At 68.6% G+C, this 18,912-nt stretch carries 18 protein-coding genes and 2 pseudogenes; 12 read left to right on the forward strand and 8 right to left on the reverse strand.

What is annotated here, in order from left to right; genetic code table 11:
• The 5 genes and pseudogenes from D588_RS27115 to D588_RS0103700 all read right to left on the reverse strand — a co-directional run.
• Window positions 1–132: pseudogene (locus D588_RS27115) on the reverse strand (DUF2058 domain-containing protein); the annotation flags it as partial.
• 27 nt (window positions 133–159) lie between these two features.
• Window positions 160–396 (reverse strand): SlyX family protein, encoded by a 237-nt coding sequence (locus D588_RS0103685; RefSeq protein ID WP_017908102.1) that lies wholly within the window; start codon window positions 394–396, stop codon window positions 160–162.
• Window positions 386–1,732: a UDP-glucose/GDP-mannose dehydrogenase family protein gene (locus D588_RS0103690; RefSeq protein WP_017908103.1), complete on the reverse strand. Its 1,347-nt coding sequence runs from the start codon at window positions 1,730–1,732 to the stop codon at window positions 386–388. Before D588_RS0103690 ends, D588_RS0103685 begins: the two co-directional genes overlap by 11 nt.
• A gap of 15 nt (window positions 1,733–1,747) precedes the next feature.
• A complete protein-coding gene (locus tag D588_RS0103695; protein ID WP_026143340.1) occupies window positions 1,748–2,698 on the reverse strand; it encodes an FKBP-type peptidyl-prolyl cis-trans isomerase in 951 nt (316 codons plus the stop codon).
• Window positions 2,699–2,798: 100 nt separating this feature from the next.
• Window positions 2,799–3,365: a glutathione peroxidase gene (locus D588_RS0103700; RefSeq protein WP_017915021.1), complete on the reverse strand. Its 567-nt coding sequence runs from the start codon at window positions 3,363–3,365 to the stop codon at window positions 2,799–2,801.
• A gap of 130 nt (window positions 3,366–3,495) precedes the next feature.
• Between D588_RS0103700 and D588_RS0103705 the strand changes: the two genes are divergently transcribed.
• Genes D588_RS0103705 through D588_RS0103730 form a run of 6 tightly spaced genes read left to right on the forward strand, consistent with a single transcriptional unit; the run spans window position 3,496 to window position 7,441 of the window.
• On the forward strand, window positions 3,496–3,738 hold the full coding sequence (locus D588_RS0103705; RefSeq protein ID WP_010344229.1) for a hypothetical protein: 243 nt from the start codon (window positions 3,496–3,498) through the stop codon (window positions 3,736–3,738).
• A gap of 2 nt (window positions 3,739–3,740) precedes the next feature.
• On the forward strand, window positions 3,741–4,103 hold the full coding sequence (locus D588_RS0103710) for a GntR family transcriptional regulator (RefSeq protein WP_017908106.1): 363 nt from the start codon (window positions 3,741–3,743) through the stop codon (window positions 4,101–4,103).
• Window positions 4,100–4,981: an ABC transporter ATP-binding protein gene (locus D588_RS0103715; protein WP_017911485.1), complete on the forward strand. Its 882-nt coding sequence runs from the start codon at window positions 4,100–4,102 to the stop codon at window positions 4,979–4,981. The genes D588_RS0103710 and D588_RS0103715 overlap by 4 nt, the downstream gene beginning before the upstream one ends.
• The gene (locus tag D588_RS0103720) at window positions 4,978–5,970 is read left to right on the forward strand and encodes a hypothetical protein (protein WP_026143341.1); all 993 of its coding nucleotides are present in this window, start codon (window positions 4,978–4,980) and stop codon (window positions 5,968–5,970) included. Before D588_RS0103715 ends, D588_RS0103720 begins: the two co-directional genes overlap by 4 nt.
• Before the next feature lie 43 nt (window positions 5,971–6,013).
• The gene (locus tag D588_RS0103725; RefSeq protein WP_017915023.1) at window positions 6,014–6,835 is read left to right on the forward strand and encodes a DUF2807 domain-containing protein; all 822 of its coding nucleotides are present in this window, start codon (window positions 6,014–6,016) and stop codon (window positions 6,833–6,835) included.
• A 45-nt stretch (window positions 6,836–6,880) separates the two neighbouring features.
• Window positions 6,881–7,441 carry a DUF2884 family protein gene (locus D588_RS0103730; RefSeq protein ID WP_017915024.1) on the forward strand — a complete coding sequence of 187 codons (561 nt, stop codon included), beginning with the start codon at window positions 6,881–6,883 and terminating at the stop codon, window positions 7,439–7,441.
• 100 nt (window positions 7,442–7,541) lie between these two features.
• Here the strand turns inward: D588_RS0103730 and D588_RS0103735 are convergent, their stop codons facing one another.
• Entirely contained in the window at window positions 7,542–8,405 is an 864-nt protein-coding gene (locus D588_RS0103735; RefSeq protein WP_026143342.1) for a DMT family transporter, read from the reverse strand.
• 119 nt (window positions 8,406–8,524) lie between these two features.
• Here D588_RS0103735 and D588_RS0103740 point away from each other — a divergent pair, with 119 nt between their 5' ends.
• Together D588_RS0103740 and D588_RS0103745 are read left to right on the forward strand one after the other, a co-directional pair.
• The gene (locus tag D588_RS0103740) at window positions 8,525–9,934 is read left to right on the forward strand and encodes a PLP-dependent aminotransferase family protein (protein WP_232764216.1); all 1,410 of its coding nucleotides are present in this window, start codon (window positions 8,525–8,527) and stop codon (window positions 9,932–9,934) included.
• Between the two features lie 79 nt (window positions 9,935–10,013).
• Window positions 10,014–10,454 (forward strand): hypothetical protein, encoded by a 441-nt coding sequence (locus D588_RS0103745; RefSeq protein WP_017915026.1) that lies wholly within the window; start codon window positions 10,014–10,016, stop codon window positions 10,452–10,454.
• A gap of 256 nt (window positions 10,455–10,710) precedes the next feature.
• Here the strand turns inward: D588_RS0103745 and D588_RS0103750 are convergent, their stop codons facing one another.
• Together D588_RS0103750 and D588_RS0103755 are read right to left on the reverse strand one after the other, a co-directional pair.
• On the reverse strand, window positions 10,711–12,144 hold the full coding sequence (locus D588_RS0103750; protein WP_026143343.1) for a class II fumarate hydratase: 1,434 nt from the start codon (window positions 12,142–12,144) through the stop codon (window positions 10,711–10,713).
• Between the two features lie 320 nt (window positions 12,145–12,464).
• A complete protein-coding gene (locus D588_RS0103755) occupies window positions 12,465–13,469 on the reverse strand; it encodes a YiiG family protein (protein ID WP_026143344.1) in 1,005 nt (334 codons plus the stop codon).
• 399 nt (window positions 13,470–13,868) lie between these two features.
• Between D588_RS0103755 and D588_RS0103760 the strand changes: the two genes are divergently transcribed.
• The 4 genes and pseudogenes from D588_RS0103760 to D588_RS0103775 form a co-directional block, all read left to right on the forward strand.
• Window positions 13,869–15,188: a hemolysin family protein gene (locus tag D588_RS0103760; protein WP_017915029.1), complete on the forward strand. Its 1,320-nt coding sequence runs from the start codon at window positions 13,869–13,871 to the stop codon at window positions 15,186–15,188.
• Between the two features lie 36 nt (window positions 15,189–15,224).
• The gene (gene purB / locus D588_RS0103765) at window positions 15,225–16,592 is read left to right on the forward strand and encodes an adenylosuccinate lyase (RefSeq protein WP_017915030.1); all 1,368 of its coding nucleotides are present in this window, start codon (window positions 15,225–15,227) and stop codon (window positions 16,590–16,592) included.
• A gap of 66 nt (window positions 16,593–16,658) precedes the next feature.
• Window positions 16,659–17,261 carry a DUF3060 domain-containing protein gene (locus D588_RS0103770; RefSeq protein ID WP_026143345.1) on the forward strand — a complete coding sequence of 201 codons (603 nt, stop codon included), beginning with the start codon at window positions 16,659–16,661 and terminating at the stop codon, window positions 17,259–17,261.
• Between the two features lie 288 nt (window positions 17,262–17,549).
• Window positions 17,550–18,912, forward strand: a pseudogene (locus D588_RS0103775) (cupin domain-containing protein); the annotation flags it as partial.

Raw genomic sequence — 18,912 nt, forward strand, 5'->3', positions numbered from 1 at the left:
CGCCCCGGCCGGTGCCGGGCGCTGGCCCGGCCGTCCCTGCGGCCGCGGCGCGGCAGGCGGGGCTTTGCGTTCGGGTTTCGGCGCGGGCTTGAAGCCCAGGCCCAGCAATTGCTCGCGGAGGGTATCGCTCATCGGGACGGCATCGGTCGGTTCGGGGGATCAGTAATGCGGCGGCGGCGGTTCGTCGGCCGGATCGGCGTAGAGCGTGCTGCGCACCTTGCCCAGATCTTCGAGCAGGTGACGCAGCAACTCGGCGTTGCGCTGGCTTTCGATACGCGCTTCGGCCAGGGCATCGCTCATTTCCGACAGCGCCTGCTCCTGGAAGGAGAGGCGCGTTTCCAGCTCGATCAGGCGGTTCTCCAGCAACCGATCCTGGGTGGAAAAATCATGCTGCATGGATCGAACGTCCGCGGCCGATGCCGTAATACGCCAGGCCGAAGCTCTCGATTTCCTGCGGATCGTAGAGATTGCGGCCGTCGAACACCACCGCATCGCCGATCAGCTCCTTCATGCGGGTGAAGTCGGGGCTGCGGAACTGCTTCCACTCGGTGACCACCGCCAGCGCATCGGCGCCTTCCAGCGCGTCGAAGGCATCGTCGCAGAAATGCAGATCGGCGCGTTCGCCGAAGATGCGCTTGGCCTCGTCGGTCGCCTCCGGATCGTAGGCACGCACCGTCGCGCCCGCCTCCCACAGTTGCGCCAGCAGGCGGCGGCTGGAGGCGGCACGCATGTCGTCGGTGTTGGGCTTGAAGGCCAGGCCCCACACCGCGAAGGTCTTGCCCTTCAGCGACTGCGCCGCACCGTAGTGGCGCTGGATCAGCTCGTACAGATGGCCCTTCTGCGCCTCGTTGACCGCTTCCACCGCATCCAGCAGCCGGGGCGCATGCCCGACCTGCTGCGCGGTGCGCGCAAGCGCCTGCACGTCCTTGGGGAAGCACGAGCCGCCGTAGCCGGCACCCGGGTAGATGAAGTGCCAGCCGATGCGCGGATCCGAGCCGATGCCTTGGCGCACCTTCTCCACGTCGGCACCGACGCGCTCGGCGATGTTGGCGATCTCGTTCATGAAACTGATCTTGGTCGCCAGCATCGCGTTGGCCGCGTACTTGGTCAGTTCGGCCGAGCGCACGTCCATTTCCACGATGCGGTCGTGGTTGCGGTTGAACGGCGCGTACAGACGACGCAGGCGCGCGGCCGAGCCGGGCTTGCTGCTACCGATGACGATGCGGTCCGGGCGCATGCAATCGGCGACGGCATCGCCTTCCTTCAGGAACTCCGGATTGGAGACCACGTCGAACTCGATCGCCTCGCCGCGCGCTTCCAGCTCGGCGGCGATCGCCGCGCGCACCTTGTCGGCGGTGCCGACCGGCACCGTCGACTTGTTGACCACGATGGTCGGCCCCTGGATGTGCTGGCCGATGGTGCGAGCCACCGCCAGCACGTACTGCAGATCTGCGCTACCGTCCTCGTCCGGCGGCGTGCCGACGGCGATGAACACGATATCCCCATGCGCGATGGCGCTGGCCGCATCGGTGGTGAAGAACAGCCTCCGTGCGGCGTGATTGGCCTTGACCATCGGCGAGAGGCCAGGCTCGTAAATCGGGACCACGCCCTTGTTGAGCCCATCCACCTTGGCCTGGTCGATGTCTACGCACACCACATGGTGGCCGACTTCGGCCAGACAGGTTCCGGTGACGAGCCCGACATAGCCGGTGCCGAATATCGCTACGCGCATGTAATCTCCTTTCGGTTATTGAAGGATGTTCAAAAGTTCCACGTCGAAGGTCAACATCGCATCCGGGCCGATCGGGCTGCCCGGCATTCCCTGCGGGCCGTAGCCCAGATTGGACGGAATCCAGAAGCGGTACTTGGACCCCACCGGCATCAGCGCCACGCCCTCGCTCCAGCCCGGCACGACCTGGTTCAGCGCGAACTCGGCCGGCTGGCCGTTCTTGTAGGAGCTGTCGAAGACGGTGCCGTCGAGCAGCTTGCCCTCGTAGTTCACCCGCACCTTGCTGCTGGACGTGGGCCGCGCGCCGCTGCCCTCGCGCAGCACCATGTACTGCAGGCCGGACGGGGTGGTGATCACGCCCTTCTGGTTCTTGTTCTGCGCCAGGAAGGCATTGCCTTCCTGCTTGTTCTTGGTCGCCACCGCGGCCTGCTTGGACGCACCGAAGGCCTGCAGCGTGGCCATCGCCTGCTCCTGGGTCATCGCGGTCTGGCCCTTGGCGAATACCGTGCGCACCGCGCCCATCAGCGTCGGCAGATCGATGTCGTCCTGGATCCGCGCCAGCGACGGACCGACCGCACGGTCGCCCAGCATCAGGCCCACGTTCTCCTTGGACACCGGCGGCGGCTGCGTGCCCGGCGCCATGCCCGGCACCGGCTGGCCGTTGCGCGCGGCCAGCTGCGTGCGCAGCGCGGTATCGGTGGCCTGGGTCTGCTCATCGGACAGCAGCGGCTTGCCCTGCTTGAAGGCGTTCTCGATCGCGCGCTGCATCGCGTCCACGTCGATGTCCTGGGCGATGGGCTCGAACGAACGCGCCACATCCATGCCGATCGCGTAGCTGACCTTCTGCTTCTCGGTGCTCAGCGTCGTCGCCGTGCCGCCGGCAGCCGGCGCCTGCGCGGACGCGTGACCGGCGACCATCGCCATCCCCACCACCAGCGACGCCACGGCGCCGCGCATTCCCATCTTCATTCGCTACTTTCCCTGGAAGTGAACTGTGAACTGGACGCGCCGAACTGGCGCAGACAGAGGCCGGCATTGTCGCATGTGCGGCCGAGATGTTGACCCGCTTTCAGTGCGACGCCGGCTGCGCTTTCAGTTCGCGTTCGATGGCACTGCGCAAGGCCGGATCGTCCGGCGTGACCTTGCTCGGGAATTGCGCGACCACGCGCCCATCGCGCGCGATCAGATACTTGTGGAAATTCCAGCCCGGCGCCACGCCGGTGGCCTGGGTCAGTTGCTTGTACAGCGGCGTCGCCTCGTCGCCGATCACGTGCACCTTCTCGAACATCGGGAACTTGACCCCGTAGGTGAGCGTGCAGAATTCCTGGATCTGCTTCTCCGATCCGGGCTCCTGGCCCTTGAAGTCGTTGGACGGGAAGCCGAGCACGCTGAAGCCCTGCGCCGCGTACTGCTGCTGCAGCTTCTCCAGGCCGTCGTACTGCGGGGTGTAGCCGCACTTGCTGGCGGTGTTGACCACCAGCAGCACCTTGCCGCCGTAGGCCTTGTTCAGGTTCACCTTCTCCTTGCCGGCCAGCGGACGGTAGTCCCGGTCCAGCAGGGAGCCGGCCCAGGCACTGCCGACGGTGCCAGCAGCGGCCAGGATCGCGAGGAAAAACAGACGCTTGGGAAGTTTCATGGGGCACCGTCGAGAAGAAGTAAGGAAGTGGCACGCGACCAGGTCGGACGTTGGGTCTGCAGCGTGTTGACATGCCGTGTAACGGTGTTATAGTTAAATACAACACCACTCACCCAGAGCAGGTCCCACGATGAATCTCAAACGCCTCCAGCGCAGTCTTCCGGCCCTGGTCATCGTCGGCACCCTGCTCTGCGCGAGCTGGATCGGCGCCCAACGCCACCAGGGACGGCCGCTGGATTATGGCGCCAGCACGCCGCACGACGACAGCGCCGCCGGCGCCGCACCTTCCACCGTCCCGGCGGTGCGGCGTCTGCGGGCTTCGCTGTCCGTGCCTTATTTCTCCTTCGCGCGCACCCTGCGCCCACGGAGCTGACCATGAGCGATATCCAATGGAGCGACGGCGCTCCGATCTACCGCCAGCTGAAGGAGCGCGTCATCGCGATGATGCTCGACGGCATCCTCAAGCCCGGCGACGCCCTGCCCTCGGTGCGCCAGGTGGCTGCCGAGTACCAGCTCAATCCGATCACCGTCTCGCGCGCCTACCAGGAACTGGCCGACGAGGCGCTGGTCGAGAAGCGTCGCGGGCTGGGCATGTTCATGACCGAGGAAGCGGCGCAGAAGCTGCGCGGCAGCGAGCGCGAGCGCTTCCTCAACGAAGAGTGGCCTCTGGTGCTGGAACGCATCCAGCGCCTGGGCCTGACACTGCAAGACTTGTTGCCACCGGGGAAAACGCCATGACTGCCGCTGTCGCCGCATCCGAATCCGTCGTCTACGCGCAGGGGTTGCGCAAGACCTACAACAACAAGCCGGCGCTGGCCGATGCGTCCTTCGCCATCGCGCCGGGCCGCATCGTCGGCCTGATCGGCCCCAACGGCGCCGGCAAGACCACCGCGCTGAAGGCGGTGCTGGGCCTGACCGCCGTGGAAGGCGAACTGCGCGTGCTGGGCATGGACCCGCGCAAGCAGCGCGACGCGCTGATGAACGAGGTGTGCTTCATCGCCGACGTGGCGGTGCTGCCGCGCTGGATGCGGGTGAGCGAGGCGATCGACTTCGTCGCCGGCGTGCATCCGCGCTTCGATCGCGCCAAGTGCGAGCGCTTTCTGGCCAACACCAAGCTCTCGCCCAAGCTGCGGGTGCGCGAGATGTCCAAGGGCATGATCGTGCAGTTGCACCTGGCCCTGGTGATGGCGATCGACGCGCGCCTGCTGGTGCTGGACGAGCCGACCCTGGGCCTGGACATCCTGTACCGCAAGGAGTTCTACCAGCGCCTGCTGGAAGACTACTTCGACGAACAGAAGACCATCGTCATCACCACCCACCAGGTGGAAGAGATCGAGCACATCCTCACCGACGTGCTGTTCATCCGCGACGGCCGCATCGTGCTCAGCGCCGACATGGAGCACATGGCCACCCGCTACACCGAACTGCTGGTGCCGGCCGAGCGCATCGAGGCGGCGCGCGCGCTGCAGCCGATCGACGAACGCGGCCTGCCGTTCGGCAAGTCGGTGTTCCTGTACGACGGCGTGCCGCAGGCGCAACTGGCCGCACTAGGCGAAACCCGCACCCCCGGCCTGGCCGACCTGTTCGTCGCCATCATGAAGGGCACCTACGCATGAACGCTCCCGCCAAATCGATCTCTCCCGTGTCCACCTTCAAGTGGCTGCTCAAGCGCGAGTTCTGGGAACACCGCGGCGGTTTCCTGTGGGCCCCGGTCATCACCGGCGGCATCGTCGCCACCCTGTACACGGTGCTGTCGATCATCGGCAGCATCGCCGGCCGCAACCATGGCGGCGGCGTGCATCTGAACGATGTGCAATGGGAAGGCCAGGTCAACAATGCCCACCAGATCATCGGCGCGGTCGGCGACGGCACCATGCTCGCCGGCGTGATCCTGGCCTGCATCGTGGTCGGCTTCGTGGTGTTCTTCTACGCGCTGGGCGCGCTGTACGACGACCGCCGCGATCGCAGCGTGCTGTTCTGGAAGTCGCTGCCGCTGTCGGACACCGGCACCGTGCTGTCCAAGGCCGCCTGGGCGCTGTTGCTGGCGCCGCTGCTGGCGATCGGCATCGGCCTGCTGATCGGCCTGGCGCTATGGGTGGTCACCGCCCTGACCCTGTCGGTCAACGGCATCCCGCAGAGCACCGCGGTCTTCACCGAATCGCACCCGCTGCGCATCATCGGCATGGTCCTGGCCGCGCTGCCGGTGCAGGTGCTGTGGTCGCTGCCGGCGATCGGCTGGCTGATGCTGTGCTCGGCCTGGGCGCGCAGCAAGCCGTTCCTGTGGGCGGTGCTGATCCCGATCCTGGGCTGCGTGATGGCCAGCATGATGGGCATCCTGCCGATGCTCAACGTCAACCACAACCTGATCTGGTACACCGTGGTCTACCGCGGCCTGCTCAGCGTGCTGCCCGGCAGCTGGGGTCCGGTGCTGAACGAGCAGGTGGCCGAGACCCACATCAGCGGTCCGCAGGATCTGGTCAATGCGATCCATCTCGGCGACAGCTGGGTGCTGTTCCGCGACCCCGACATCTGGATCGGCGCCGCGGTCGGCGTGGCCTTCATCGTCGCCGCGATCTACGTGCGCCGCTGGCGCGACGAAGCCTGATCGCACCTCCGTCTCTCTTCCCTTTTCCGCAAGGAGTTTTCCGATGCGCAAGACCCTCGCCCTGTGTGCCCTGCTGTCGCTGCCGGCCATCGCCATGGCCGACGACTGCAAGTATTCCGAACCGCGCGAACTGAAGCTGGATCTGACCGGCGTCAAGTCGGTGCTGCTGGACGTGCAGCAGAACGACCTCAAGCTCAGCGGCGCCAGCGGCGACTCCACTCTGCGCGGCCGTGCCTGCGCCTCCGACGCGGACATGCTCAAGGAGCTGACCCTGCGCCAGCGCCACGACGGCGACACCCTGGTGGTGACGCTGAAGCACGAGGGCAAGATCCACGGCATCAGCGTCGGCAACCGCTACGCCTACCTCAACGTGGCCGGCAGCATCCCCGCCAACCTGCCAGTGCAGCTGCAACTGGGCTCCGGCGACGCCGAGATCAGCGGCGTGGCCTCGCTCGACGCCAAGGTCGGCTCCGGCGACCTGCACGCGCAGAACATTCGCGGCGCGGTCAGCGCCACGGTCGGCTCCGGCGACATCGAACTGCGCAATGTCGGCAGCGTGGCCCTGCCGACGCTGGGCTCGGGCGACGTCAAGGCCGATCAGGTCGGCGGCGACGTCAAGGTCGGCACTGTCGGCTCCGGCGACCTGACCGTGCACGGCGTGCGCGGCAGCGTGCAGGTCGACAGCGTCGGCTCCGGCGACGTGCAACTGCGCGACGTCACCGGCAATGTCGCGGTGCAGACCGTGGGCTCCGGCGACCTGGATGTCGGCACCGTCGGCGGCAACCTGAGCGTGCAGAAGGTCGGCAGCGGCGACGTCACCCACCGCGGCGTGCGTGGCAGCGTCAACCTGCCCAAGCCGCGCTGATCCTGCCGCCCGATTCTCCTTCCACACCCACACGAGGACGCGCCCATGCAGTACCGTTCCCTGTCCCTGGCAGGCGTCGCCCTGGCCGTGCTGTTCTCGCTCAGCGCCTGCCAGCGCTCGGCCTCGTCGAACGACCGCGTCGTCGTCGATCACGGTGGCGCGCAAAGCCTGACCTTCCTCAACGGCGACCTCACCCTGAAGGCCGATGGCCAGCCGCCGGCCACCATCACCCGCGACGGCAAGCTGCTGATCGACGGCAAGCCGGTCGCGCTGGACGCCGAGCAGCAGCGCCTGCTGCTGGCCTACCGCAGCCAGATCGAAGCGGTCGGCAAGCAGGGCGTGGAAGTCGGCAAGGCCGGCGCGGCGCTCGGCGTGAAGGCGGCCGGCGATGCGATCAGCGGCGTGCTCAGCGGCGACACCGACCATATCGGCGCGCAGGTCGAGGCGCAGGCCGACAAGATCAAGCAGGCGGCGCTGAAGATCTGCGACCAAGTCGCCGCGCTGCGCGCCGCGCAGGATGCGCTGATGCAGAAGGTGCCGGCGTTCCGCCCCTACTCCACCCTCGACGACAGCGACGTCAGCGACTGCAAGCACTCGGCCGCGTAATCGGCGGCAGCCACGCTGCCGCGACCATCGTCCACGAGCGCCCGCTGAGTCCGCGCTCCACCCCGCAGTCGTGCAAACGCCTGCCGGGCGGGTCGCTGTCTCAGCGGGCGTAGTGTTTCGCGCCGGCCACGCAGACCATCGCGACGAGGGTCACCGCCAGCATCGTCCAGCTCACGGTTTCGTGCAGCAACAGCGCGGCCAGGCCCAAGCCGATGAAGGGCTGGAACAACTGCAGTTGCCCGACCGCCGCGATCCCGCCTTGCGCCAGGCCGCGGTACCAGAACACGAAGCCGATCAACATGCTGAACAGCGAGACATAGCCCAGGCCAAGCCATGCCGGCATGCGCACGGTGCCGAACGACGCAGGCTGCGTCAGCAAGGCCAGGGACACCATCAGCGGCAGCGACAGCACCAGCGCCCAACAGATGACCTGCCATCCGCCCAGCGTGCGCGACAGGCGCGCGCCTTCCGCATAGCCCAGCCCACACAGCACCACCGCGGCCAGCATCAGCAGATCGCCCTGCCACGAGGCGTCGATCCCGCCGATCGCCGCATAGCCGACGACGCTGCAGGCACCGGCCAGCGAGAACACCCAGAACGGTGGACGCGGGCGTTCGCCGGCGCGCAACACGGCGAAGACGGCGGTGCACAACGGCAGCAGGCCCACGAACACGATGGAATGCGCCGAGGTCACATGCTGCAGCGCCAGTGCGGTCAGCAGGGGAAATCCGGCCACGACCCCCAGCGCCGTCATCGCCAAGGCGGGGAGCTCGGCGCGGCGCGGACGCGGTTGCCGAAACCCGAGCAGGAGCGCCAGCCCCAGCGCGGCGGCAATGCTGGCGCGGGCGCAAGTCAGGAACACGGGGGAGAAATCGGCGACCGCGACGCGCGTTGCGGGCAACGACCCCGCAAAAATCATCACGCCGATACATCCATTGATCCAGCCACCGGTGGTTTTTTCCATGCGCGTCTCCTGCTGCATCGCCGTTGCAGTAGACGCCTCGCGGGACCGACACGGCCAGATACGATCCAATACGGTTTCGCAGTACTGTTATGGCTCAAGACCCAGTACAGCTGACGACAGTGGACAGACCCGTAGCACCCGGCACGCGCATCGATGCGGTGATGGCCGACATCCGCGCCCGCATCGCCAACCGCACCAGCCTGCCGGGAGCGCGCCTGCCCTCCGTGCGCGCGCAGGCGCACGCGCTGCGGGTGTCGGTGTCGACGGTGGTGGAAGCCTACGAGCGGCTGGCGGCCGAGGGCGCGATCGCGGCGCGCCCAGGGTCGGGCTTCTATGTGGCCGGGTCGGTGGCCCCACTGGCGCTGGCGCAACTCGGCCCGAAGCTCGACCGGCAGATCGATCCGCTGTGGGTGTCGCGGCAGTCGCTGGAAGCGGATGCGCGCGTGCTCAAGCCCGGCTGCGGCTGGCTGCCACCCGAATGGCTGTACGGCGCGGGCATGCGCCGCGCACTGCGCACGCTGGCGCGCGCCGACACGCAGGAACTGACCGAGTACGCCACGCCCCTGGGCCACCCCGGCTTGCGCCAGTTCCTGTCGCGACGGCTGGCGGGCAATGGCGTGCAGGCGCCGCCCGAACAGATCCTGCTCGCCGAATCGGGCACGCATGCGATCGACCTGATCGGCCGTTTCCTGCTCTCGCCCGGCGACACGGTGCTGGTCGACGACCCGTGCTACTTCAATTTCCATGCCTTGCTCAAGGCGCATCGCGTGCAGGTCGTGGGCGTGCCCTATACGCCGAACGGACCGGACGTGGCGCACTTCGAAGCGGCGCTGCGGGCGCATGCGCCGCGGCTGTACATCACCAATTCGGGGATCCACAACCCCACCGGCGCGACCCTGTCCGCGGCGACGGCGCACCGGCTGCTGCTCCTGGCCGAGGGCTCGGACCTGGTGATCGTCGAGGACGACATCTTCGCCGACTTCGAGACCAGCCCCGCCCCGCGGCTGGCGGCCTTCGACGGCCTGGCGCGGGTCATCCAGATCGGCAGCTTTTCCAAGACGGTGTCGGCGTCGCTGCGTTGCGGCTACATCGCCGCACGTGGCGACTGGATCGAAAGCCTCGCCGACCTGAAGATCGCCACCAGCTTCGGCGGCGGCCGGCTGGCGGCCGAGGCCGTGCGGATCGCCCTGACCGACAGCGGCTACCGCCGGCATCTGGAGACCTTGCGGCGGCGCCTGGCGGAGCAGATGGCCAGGACGGTAGAGCGGCTCCAGGGTCTCGGCATCCGACCCTGGCTGATTCCACGGGCCGGCCTGTTCCTTTGGTGCAGGCTGCCCGCGGGCATGGAGGCCGCAGCGATCGCGCACGCCTGCCTGCAGGAAGGCGTGGTGCTGGCGCCGGGCAATGCCTTCAGCCAGTCGTTGAGCGCAGGCGATTTCCTGCGTTTCAACGTCGCGCAATCCACCGACGAACGGATGTTCAGCGTGCTCGCGCGCGCCATGCAGTCCGCTTCGACCTCACGCAGTTGATGCGCGGCCAGCGCGCCTCGCCACGACCGCAGCCGCCGCACGTTCTAGAATGCCCGCACTCCCCCACTGCATCGCCTCCATGAAGAAGACGCTGTTCGCCTGGTTCTCGCTGCTGTCGTTGTGCCTGCTGCTCGCCGCCTGTGGCGGACGCGGCGGCGAGACCACCTCCTCGCGCGCCGAGCGCAGCAAGCCGCGGGTGGCGGTGGACAGCATGAACGTGATGCTGCGCCGCGCCCCGGCCGCCAATGCCACCATCGGGCCCGACGGCAGCCTGCGCATCGACGACATCGAACTGCCGCTGCCCGCCGCGCAGCGCACCGAACTGCAGCAGTTGTTCATGCACCTGCAGATGCAGCGCCAGCGCACCCTGGAGACCGCGGCGCCGGACCCGAACATGCGCTCGGTGGGCTTCGCGCCGACCCCGGAGATCACCGAAGCGCAGGCGGCCGTGCTGCGCGACATTCCCTCGTTGCAGCCGTACCGCGACAGTTTCGGCAACCTGCAGGCCGAGCGCCGCTGAGGCGTGCCGGCGCGCGTGCGCCGGCATGAGAGCCTTCAGTAAGAGTTGGTCCCTTCCTTTGGGAGCGGCTTCAGCCGCGATAGGCTTTATCGGGAACGCCCGTCGCGGCTGAAGCTGCTCCTACGCAGCTTGCGATAAGGTGTCTGGGCGCGATGTGGGAGGGACTTCAGTCCCGACTGCTTTCACCGTGCGATCTTCTGTTGCGCCTGGCACGACCACACGGCCGTGCCAGGCCTGCGTGCAGCGCTGGCGCAACTCAGCCGCCGCCCCCCGCGCCGGCATGGATGCCGCCCTCGGTCAGTGCGGCAGGGTCCAGCAGCCGGCGCAGTTCGTCCTCGCCGAGGCCGCTGTCCTCCCTGGCCACCTCCAGCACCGGCCGGTTCTCCTTGTAGGCACGCTTGGCGATCGCCGCGGCCTTCTCGTAGCCGATGATGGGATTCAGCGCGGTCACCAGGATCGGATTGCGGTCCAGCGCCTCGCGCACCCGCTCCTCGCGCACCTTGAGCCCGGCGATCGCCGAATCGGCCAGCAACACCGAGACGTTGCCCAGTAACTGGATCGAGTCCAGCAGGTTCGCCGCGATCAGCGGCAGGGTCACGTTCAACTGGAAGTTGCCGGTCTGCCCGGCCACGGTGATCGCGGTGTGGTGGCCGATCACCTGCGCGCAGGCCATCACCGTGGCTTCGGGGATCACCGGATTGACCTTGCCCGGCATGATCGAGCTGCCCGGCTGCAGCGCAGGCAACTCGATCTCGCCGAGGCCGGCCAGCGGCCCGGCGTTCATCCAGCGCAGGTCGTTGGCGATCTTGATCAGCGCCACCGCCAGCGCGTTGAGCTGGCCGGACAGTTCCACCGCATCGTCCTGCGCGGCCAGGCCCTCGAACTTGTTCTCGGCGCTCTCGAAGGTATGGTCGGTCAGCGCCGACAGCGCCTTGGCGACCTTGCCGCCAAAGCGCGGATCGGCGTTGATGCCGGTGCCGATGGCGGTGCCGCCCAGCGGCAGCCGGCGCAGGCGCTTGAGGCTGTCGTCGATGCGCGCCTGCGCCGACACCAGTTGCGCCGACCAGGCGCCGAATTCCTGGCCGAAGGTCAGCGGCATCGCGTCCATCAGATGGGTGCGCCCGGTCTTGACCACACCCTGCAACTGCTTGGCGCGCTTGTCGATCGTCTTGCGCAGGTGCTTGAGCGACGGCAGCAGATGCTCGCGCGCCGCCAGCAGCGCAGCGACGCGGATCGCGGTGGGGACCACGTCGTTGGAACTCTGGCCCAGGTTGACGTGGTCGTTGGGATGCACCGCCGGCCGTGTCTTGCTGCCGTTCTTGCCCTCGCCCTTGGCGGCGCGGTTGGCCAGCGTGGCAATGACCTCGTTGGCGTTCATGTTCGATGAGGTGCCGGACCCGGTCTGGTAGATGTCGATCGGGAAGTGCGCGTCGTGGCGGCCGTCGGCCACCTCCAGCGCCGCGGCCTGGATCGCCTTCGCGACCGCCTTCGGCAGCAGGTCCAGGTCGGCGTTGACCCCGGCCGCGGCGGCCTTGATCAGCCCCAGCGCGCGGATGAAGCCGCGTGGCATCGGCTGCCCGGACACCGGAAAGTTCTGCACCGCACGCTGGGTCTGCGCTCCCCACAAGGCCTCTGCAGGCACCTGCAGTTCGCCCATGCTGTCGTGTTCGACCCTGAATGTGTCACTCATCGCACAATCTCCGCATCTGCAAAAGGGAATCCATCGGCGCCGTCGTCGGACGTCCGGGGAGGCAGGCTGGCGGGACTGCGGCTGGCGCGCGCATTATCCGTGGCGCAGCGCCCGGCGTCAGCAGTGTGCGCCGGCGGATGTTAGGAATGTCTGGAGGCGTGCCAGGCGCGCGCGGTGATCGGCGGATGCAGGCAGCCAACGCGGTGACCGTCGACGGTACGCAATGACCGGCCGTAGCGCCGGCAAGACGCGGCAGCACGCGGGCTGCCGTGGCGACCGCCGCGGCAGGACCGGCGGCATTGCGCCGCCGGCCAGGGCGCTTACTGCTGGCGATTGCTCTGGAACACCAGGTCGTTGTAGCTCTTCATCAGGCGTGCCGGCGAACCCTCCGGCGCGACGATCGGATTGTCCATCGAGCGCTGCTCGAACGCGCTGTACGGAATCTTCTCCGCCACCCGCTTGATGCGCGCCTTGGATTCCTTGCGGAAGTTCTCCGCCGCGGTCTCGAAATCGCTCCAGTCGGACTTGCCCGGCTCCTGGTTGGCGACCTTGGCGTGCGCCTCGTCGGACAAGCTGTTGAAGCCGGCCACCAATGCCGTGGCCTTGGCGGTGTCGAAGTCGTCGTCCTGCATCAGGCCGACGATGTCCTTGGCCTCGAGCATCATCGACAACCGATAGAAGTCACGGGTGCGGCCCTCGGCCTTTTCCATCGCCTTCAGCTGCTCGCGCTGCGCGGCGTCGTTCTGCGCCTCCAGTTCGTGGCTGAAGGCCTCGCTGGCCTCGTGGAATTCGGACAGCGCGGCCATCAGCGGCGCATGCAGTTGCTTGCCCTTGGCGAACTGGTCGTCCTGGTAGTCCTCGCGGTCGTAGTAGTCGCGCGCCTGGTTGGCCAGCGGCTGCAGCGTCTTCAAGGCGGCCAGATAGCGCTTCGCCGCGGCATCCAGCGCAGGCAGCGACGGCTTGGCCGCGATCGCCTCGGTCATCGGCGCATCGCACAGCTTCATCGCGTACTCGTCGATCGGGGCGGGCCCGTACACGCTGGTTTCCTTGCCGGTGGGGCCGGCCTTGGGGTCGGCCATCCAGCGCACGTACTGCTGCGCGCCTTCGTGGATGCGCCCATCGACCTTGTTGAAGCATTCGATGTAGGCGTTGAGTTTGCCGGTCAGCGCCTGGTCCGCGTCGCTGGCGCCGGCGTCGGCGGATGCATGGTTGGCATCGGCACTGGCATCGGAACCGGCCGGTGTCGCCGCAGGCTTGCCACCGCAGGCGGTGAGAAAAACGGACACAGCGGCGGCCAGCGCCGCCAGACGCAAGGAAGATTTCATGGGGGAATATCGAGATTGAAAACGGTTACAGAAAGTCTAGCAAACGAAAAGATCGTCGCGGCGTGATGGTTGAAGGGCTGGGATGAACAGCCATTCGGCTGCTGAAAGGCCGGGGAGTCGGGATTGGGGATTCGCAACAGCGGTTGCGCGTCCTTCCACGGTATTCGTTGGCGACGCTTTGCCTGTGACGGACTGCGCGAGATGGCGCGCGCCTGCGGCGGCGGCGCAGTGCATCGGGTAGACTGCGGCGACGTATCACCGATGGAACTCTCACGCCGCCATGGGCGACGATTCAGACTGTAGATGCCGGCGCACGCTGCGCCGGACCACGCACCCCGCCGTTTCCACCCCTCCCGCCCGGCGCCATGACGCGCCAGCCGCGCGCGCCGGGGAACGCACATGATCGGCAACCTCCTGCTGCTGGCGCTGGCGATGCTGCTGGTGCTGCTCAACGGCTTCTTCGTCGCCGCCGAGTTCGCCTTGGTCAAGCTGCGCCACACGCAGGCCGTGGGCCTGGCCGAGCACCACGGCTGGCGCGGCCGCCTGCTGCTCAACGTGCACGGCCACCTCGACGCCTACCTGTCGGCCTGCCAACTCGGCATCACCCTGTCCTCGCTGGGCCTGGGCTGGGTCGGCGAGCCGGCCTTCGCGCACTTGCTGCAGCCGCTGTTCGACCTGCTGGGGCTGAGCGAAGAGGCGGCACGCCTGAGCGCCTTCGTCATCGCCTTCAGCGTCATCTCGTTCCTGCACATCGTGCTGGGCGAACTGGCCCCGAAGTCGATGGCGATCCGCCGCCCGGAGCGCATGTCGCTGTGGACCGCCGCACCGCTGTACCTGTTCTACTGGGCGATGTATCCGGCGATCTGGCTGCTCAACACCAGCGCCAACGCGCTGCTGAAGGCCGCGGGCTGGGGCGATGTGGAGCACACCTCGCATCGCTATTCGCGTGAGGAACTGAAGCTGATCGTCGGCCGCCAGCAACCCGCAGGCGGTGCGCCGGATCACGCACTGACCCTGATGAGCCATGCCTTGGAGCTGCCGGAACTGGTGGCCGGCGATCTGATGCGCGCGCGCGACCATTTGCGCGGGTTCCGCGACGGCATGGCGCTGGACGCGGTGATGGCCGAGTTCGCCGACAGCCGCTACAGCCGCTATCCGTGGTTCGACCGCGACGGCGAGCAGGTGCTGGGCATCCTGCACATGAAGGACCTGCTGGTGGAGATCGCCCGCGGCCGCCGCAGCGACGACCTGCGCCCGCTGCTGCGCCCGGCGAACCTGATTGCACTGGAAACGCCGGTGCCGCTGGTGTTGGAGCGCTTCCGCACCGGTACCACGCACATGGCGCTGTGCGTGGACGAGCACGGCCGCATCCTCGGCTACTTCACCCTGGAAGACCTTCTGGAAGTAGTGGTCGGCGACATCGAGGACGAGCACCCGCACGTGGTCAAGGACGCGCCGACCCGCGGCGCCGACGGCAGCGTGCTGGTGGCCGGCTCGACCTCGATCTTCCGCCTCGAACGCCTGCTCGGCCGCGACCTGCGCGCGCCGGAGCACCTCAACTCGGTCGGCGGGTTGATCGTGCATCAGTTGCAGCGCCTGCCCGAGGAAGGCGAGCAGTTGGAGATCGACGGCCACCTGTTCACGGTCAAGCGCATGGCCGGTCACCGCATCCAGGCGGTGACGGTACGCCTGGCGCCGGCCGAGGCCGCGCCGACGTAGAATGGCGCCCCCGCCGACACCACCCCACGCCCCGCCATGTCCGATTCCGCCCTGCTCGCCCTGTCCCCGCTCGATGGCCGCTATGCCGGCAAGGTCGACGCCCTGCGGCCGATCTTCTCCGAATACGGCCTGATCAAGGCGCGGGTGAAGGTGGAGATCGAATGGCTGCTGGCGCTGGGCGCCGAGCCGGGCATCGGCGAACTGGCCGCGTTCTCGCCGGCAGCGGCGCAGCGCCTGCGCGCGCTGGCCGAGGGTTTCGGCGTGGAGCACGCGGCGCGGGTCAAGCAGATCGAGCGCACCACCAACCACGACGTCAAGGCGGTGGAGTACTTCATCAAGGAGCAGCTCAAGGACGACGCCGAACTCGGCCCGGCCCTGGAGTTCGTGCATTTCGCCTGCACCAGCGAGGACATCAACAACCTCAGCTACGGGCTGATGCTGGAGCAGGCCCGGCGCGAGGTGCTGCTGCCGACCCTGGACGCGGTGATCGCGACGCTGCGCGCGCTGGCCCATGCGCAGGCCGCGCAGCCGATGCTCTCGCGCACCCACGGCCAGACCGCCTCGCCGACCACCCTGGGCAAGGAGATCGCCAACGTGGTCGCGCGCCTCGAGCGCCAGCGCCGGCAGATCGCCGCGGTCGAGCTGACCGGCAAGATCAACGGCGCGGTCGGCAACTACAACGCCCACGTCGCCAGCTACCCCGACGTCGACTGGCCGGGCTTCGCGCAGCGTTTCGTGGAAAGCCTGGGCCTGGTGTTCAACCCGTACACCACCCAGATCGAGCCGCACGACAACGTCGCCGAACTGGGCGACGCCACCCGCCGCGCCAACACCGTGCTGATCGACCTGGCGCGCGACATCTGGGGCTACATCTCGCTGGGCTACTTCAAGCAGAAGCTCAAGGAAGGCGAAGTCGGCTCCTCGACCATGCCGCACAAGGTCAACCCGATCGACTTCGAGAACGCCGAAGGCAACTTCGGCATCGCCAACGCCCTGTTCGAGCACTTCTCGGCCAAGCTGCCGATCAGCCGCTGGCAGCGCGACCTCACCGACTCCACCGTGCTGCGCGCGCTCGGCACCGCCTTCGGCCATACCCAGGTGGCGCTGGACTCGCTGGCCAAGGGCCTGGGCAAGCTGACCGTGAACCCGGAGCGCCTGGACGCCGACCTGGATGCCGCCTGGGAAGTGCTGGCCGAAGCCGTGCAGACGGTGATGCGCCGCCACGGCCTGCCCAACCCCTACGAGCAGCTCAAGGCGCTGACCCGCGGCCAGGGCATCACCGCCGACTCGATGCGCGCCTTCGTCGAGACCCTGGACCTGCCCGAGGACGCCAAGCAGCGCCTGCGCGACCTGACCCCGGGCGGCTACGTCGGCCTCGCCGAGCGGCTGGCGCGCAACATCTGAGCTAGTCCCGTCCATGCTGGGTTAATCGGCCGGGGGCATGCTGGTGACTCACAGCAGAGCCCCGCGATGAGACCCACCCCGTTGTTTGTGTTGCCGCTGCTGGTCCTGGCCGGTTGCGCGCAGGCGCCACGCCCGCCGGCCGGCGATGGCGCACACACTGCCGCCCCGCGCACCGTGGTCATGCCGGCCGCGCCGCCGATCGCGGCGGCGCCGTCGGCCGGCGACATCGCCGATGGCGACGAGCGCGACGCCGAGGCGCCGATCCGCATGGCCGCCTCGGCCAGCGGCGACATCTATTGCGACGGTCGCGACCTGAACATCGTCGGCCGCGACGCCACCCTGGTGCTGCACGGGCACTGCGCCACCGTCAGCCTGTTCGGCCGCAACGGCAACCTGCAGATCGAGCGGGCCGACACCCTGCGCGTGCTCGGCGACAACGCCCAGATCGCGATGCGCGGCGATGCCGGGCAGGTCGCCTTGTTCGGCCGCCATGGCCGGCTGCAGATGGCGCGCATCGCGACACTGGACGTGTCCGGCGACCAGAACCAGTTGCAGGCCAGCGAGATCGACACCATCGCCCTGCAGGGCAACGGCAATGCCATCGTCCAGCGCAGCGGCAGCGCCCAGGTCGACGACGGCGGCCGCGACAACCGCATCCTCGTCCAGTAGCGCGAGCGGCACTGCGCCCCCACTGCCCTGACCTACCCCGCGGCGTCGCCGTCATCGCCCAACCCGGATGCGCCTGGCGCCGCCCATGGCCTGCGCGCACGGGGTCACCCACGTTGCGCGGTCACGACACACCACCAGGGCCTCCGCGCGGCCGTCCATCCGCGCACAGCGGCGCACACGAAGGCCAGCGCGATGGCCCAACGCGCCAAACCGGCGGACAATGGCGGGGTCGGCCGGCGCCGCTGCGCGCCCGCTCTTTACCTTCCGCGTCGCAAGGACCCACCGCACATGGCTGCCCGCAAGACCGCCGCTCCCGCCTTCGAACTCCACGCCCGCCCCGGGCAACCGCTGGGCATGCCCGCGGCGACCTTCCTGCGCGACTACTGGCACAAGCGCCCGCTGCTGATCCGCAACGCCTTCCCCGGCTTCGTCTCGCCGATCGAGCCGGGCGACCTGGCCGGCCTGGCCTGCGAAGAGGCGGCGCTGTCGCGGCTGGTCGAGCACGACCGCGCCAACGACCGCTGGCGGGTGCGCAGCGGCCCGTTCCAGGAGCACGAGTTCCCCGGCATGCCCGACCACGACTGGACACTGCTGGTGCAGGACGTGGACAAGTGGGACCCGGACATCCGCGCCCTGCTCGAGCAGTTCCGCTTCCTGCCGCGCTGGCGGGTGGACGACGTGATGGTCAGCTTCGCCGCGCGCGGCGGCTCGGTCGGCGCGCACGTGGACCACTACGACGTGTTCCTGCTGCAGGCCCACGGCCACCGCCGCTGGCAGATCGACGCCAGCGTCGCGCTGGGCCGCCCGGCGCCGCCGACCGACTTCCGCGACGACGTGGAGCTGAAGCTGCTGCGCCAGTTCGAGCCGACCCACGACTGGGTGCTGGGACCGGGCGACATGCTGTACCTGCCGCCGCTGGTGCCGCACCACGGCGTCGCCGAGGACGCCTGCCTGACCTTCTCGGTGGGCATGCGCGCACCGTCCTCGGCCGAGCTGATCGCCGATTACCTGGACACCCTGATCGACGGCGCCGACGAGGCATTGCGCTACCACGACGAAGACCTGCAGGCGCCGGCCGATCCGTACGAGATCGACGCGGCGGCGATGGGCCGCGTGGTCGAGGCGCTGAACGCCCTGCGCATGAACGACCCGGACAAGCTGGGCGCCTGGTTCGGTCGCTTCATCACCACCTACCGTGCCGCCGGCGACATCCTGCCGCCGGCCGGCCTGCCGCCGGCGGAAGAGATCGCCGCCGCGCTGGAACAAGGCCTGGTCCTGCAGCGGCACCCGTGGGCGCGGCCAGCGTGGCGGCGTGCCAGCCGCGGCGCCATGCTGTTCTGCAGCGGCCAGGAGTTCGCGCTGCCGGTCAAGGACGCCAAGCGCCTGGCCGCGGCCGAACACATCGACGGCACCGACTACGCGGCGCTGTCGGCAGCCGGCAGGCAGACCCTGCTGGAGCTGATCGAAGGCGGCTTCTACCAGCCGCTGGAGGCCGAGGACGGCACCGACGAGGACGCCGACGCGGCCTGATCCGACCATGCCCGGCCCCGGTTTCCGCATCGCTGCGCTGGATCCCGTCCGCGACGGCGCCGAACTGCGCGCGCTGCGTGCCGCGGCCGGCACCGCCGCGGACCTGGCCGACGCCGCGGCG

Origin of the sequence: Xanthomonas sp. SHU 308, from assembly GCF_000364645.1 — a bacterium.
GTDB lineage: Bacteria > Pseudomonadota > Gammaproteobacteria > Xanthomonadales > Xanthomonadaceae > Xanthomonas_A > Xanthomonas_A sontii.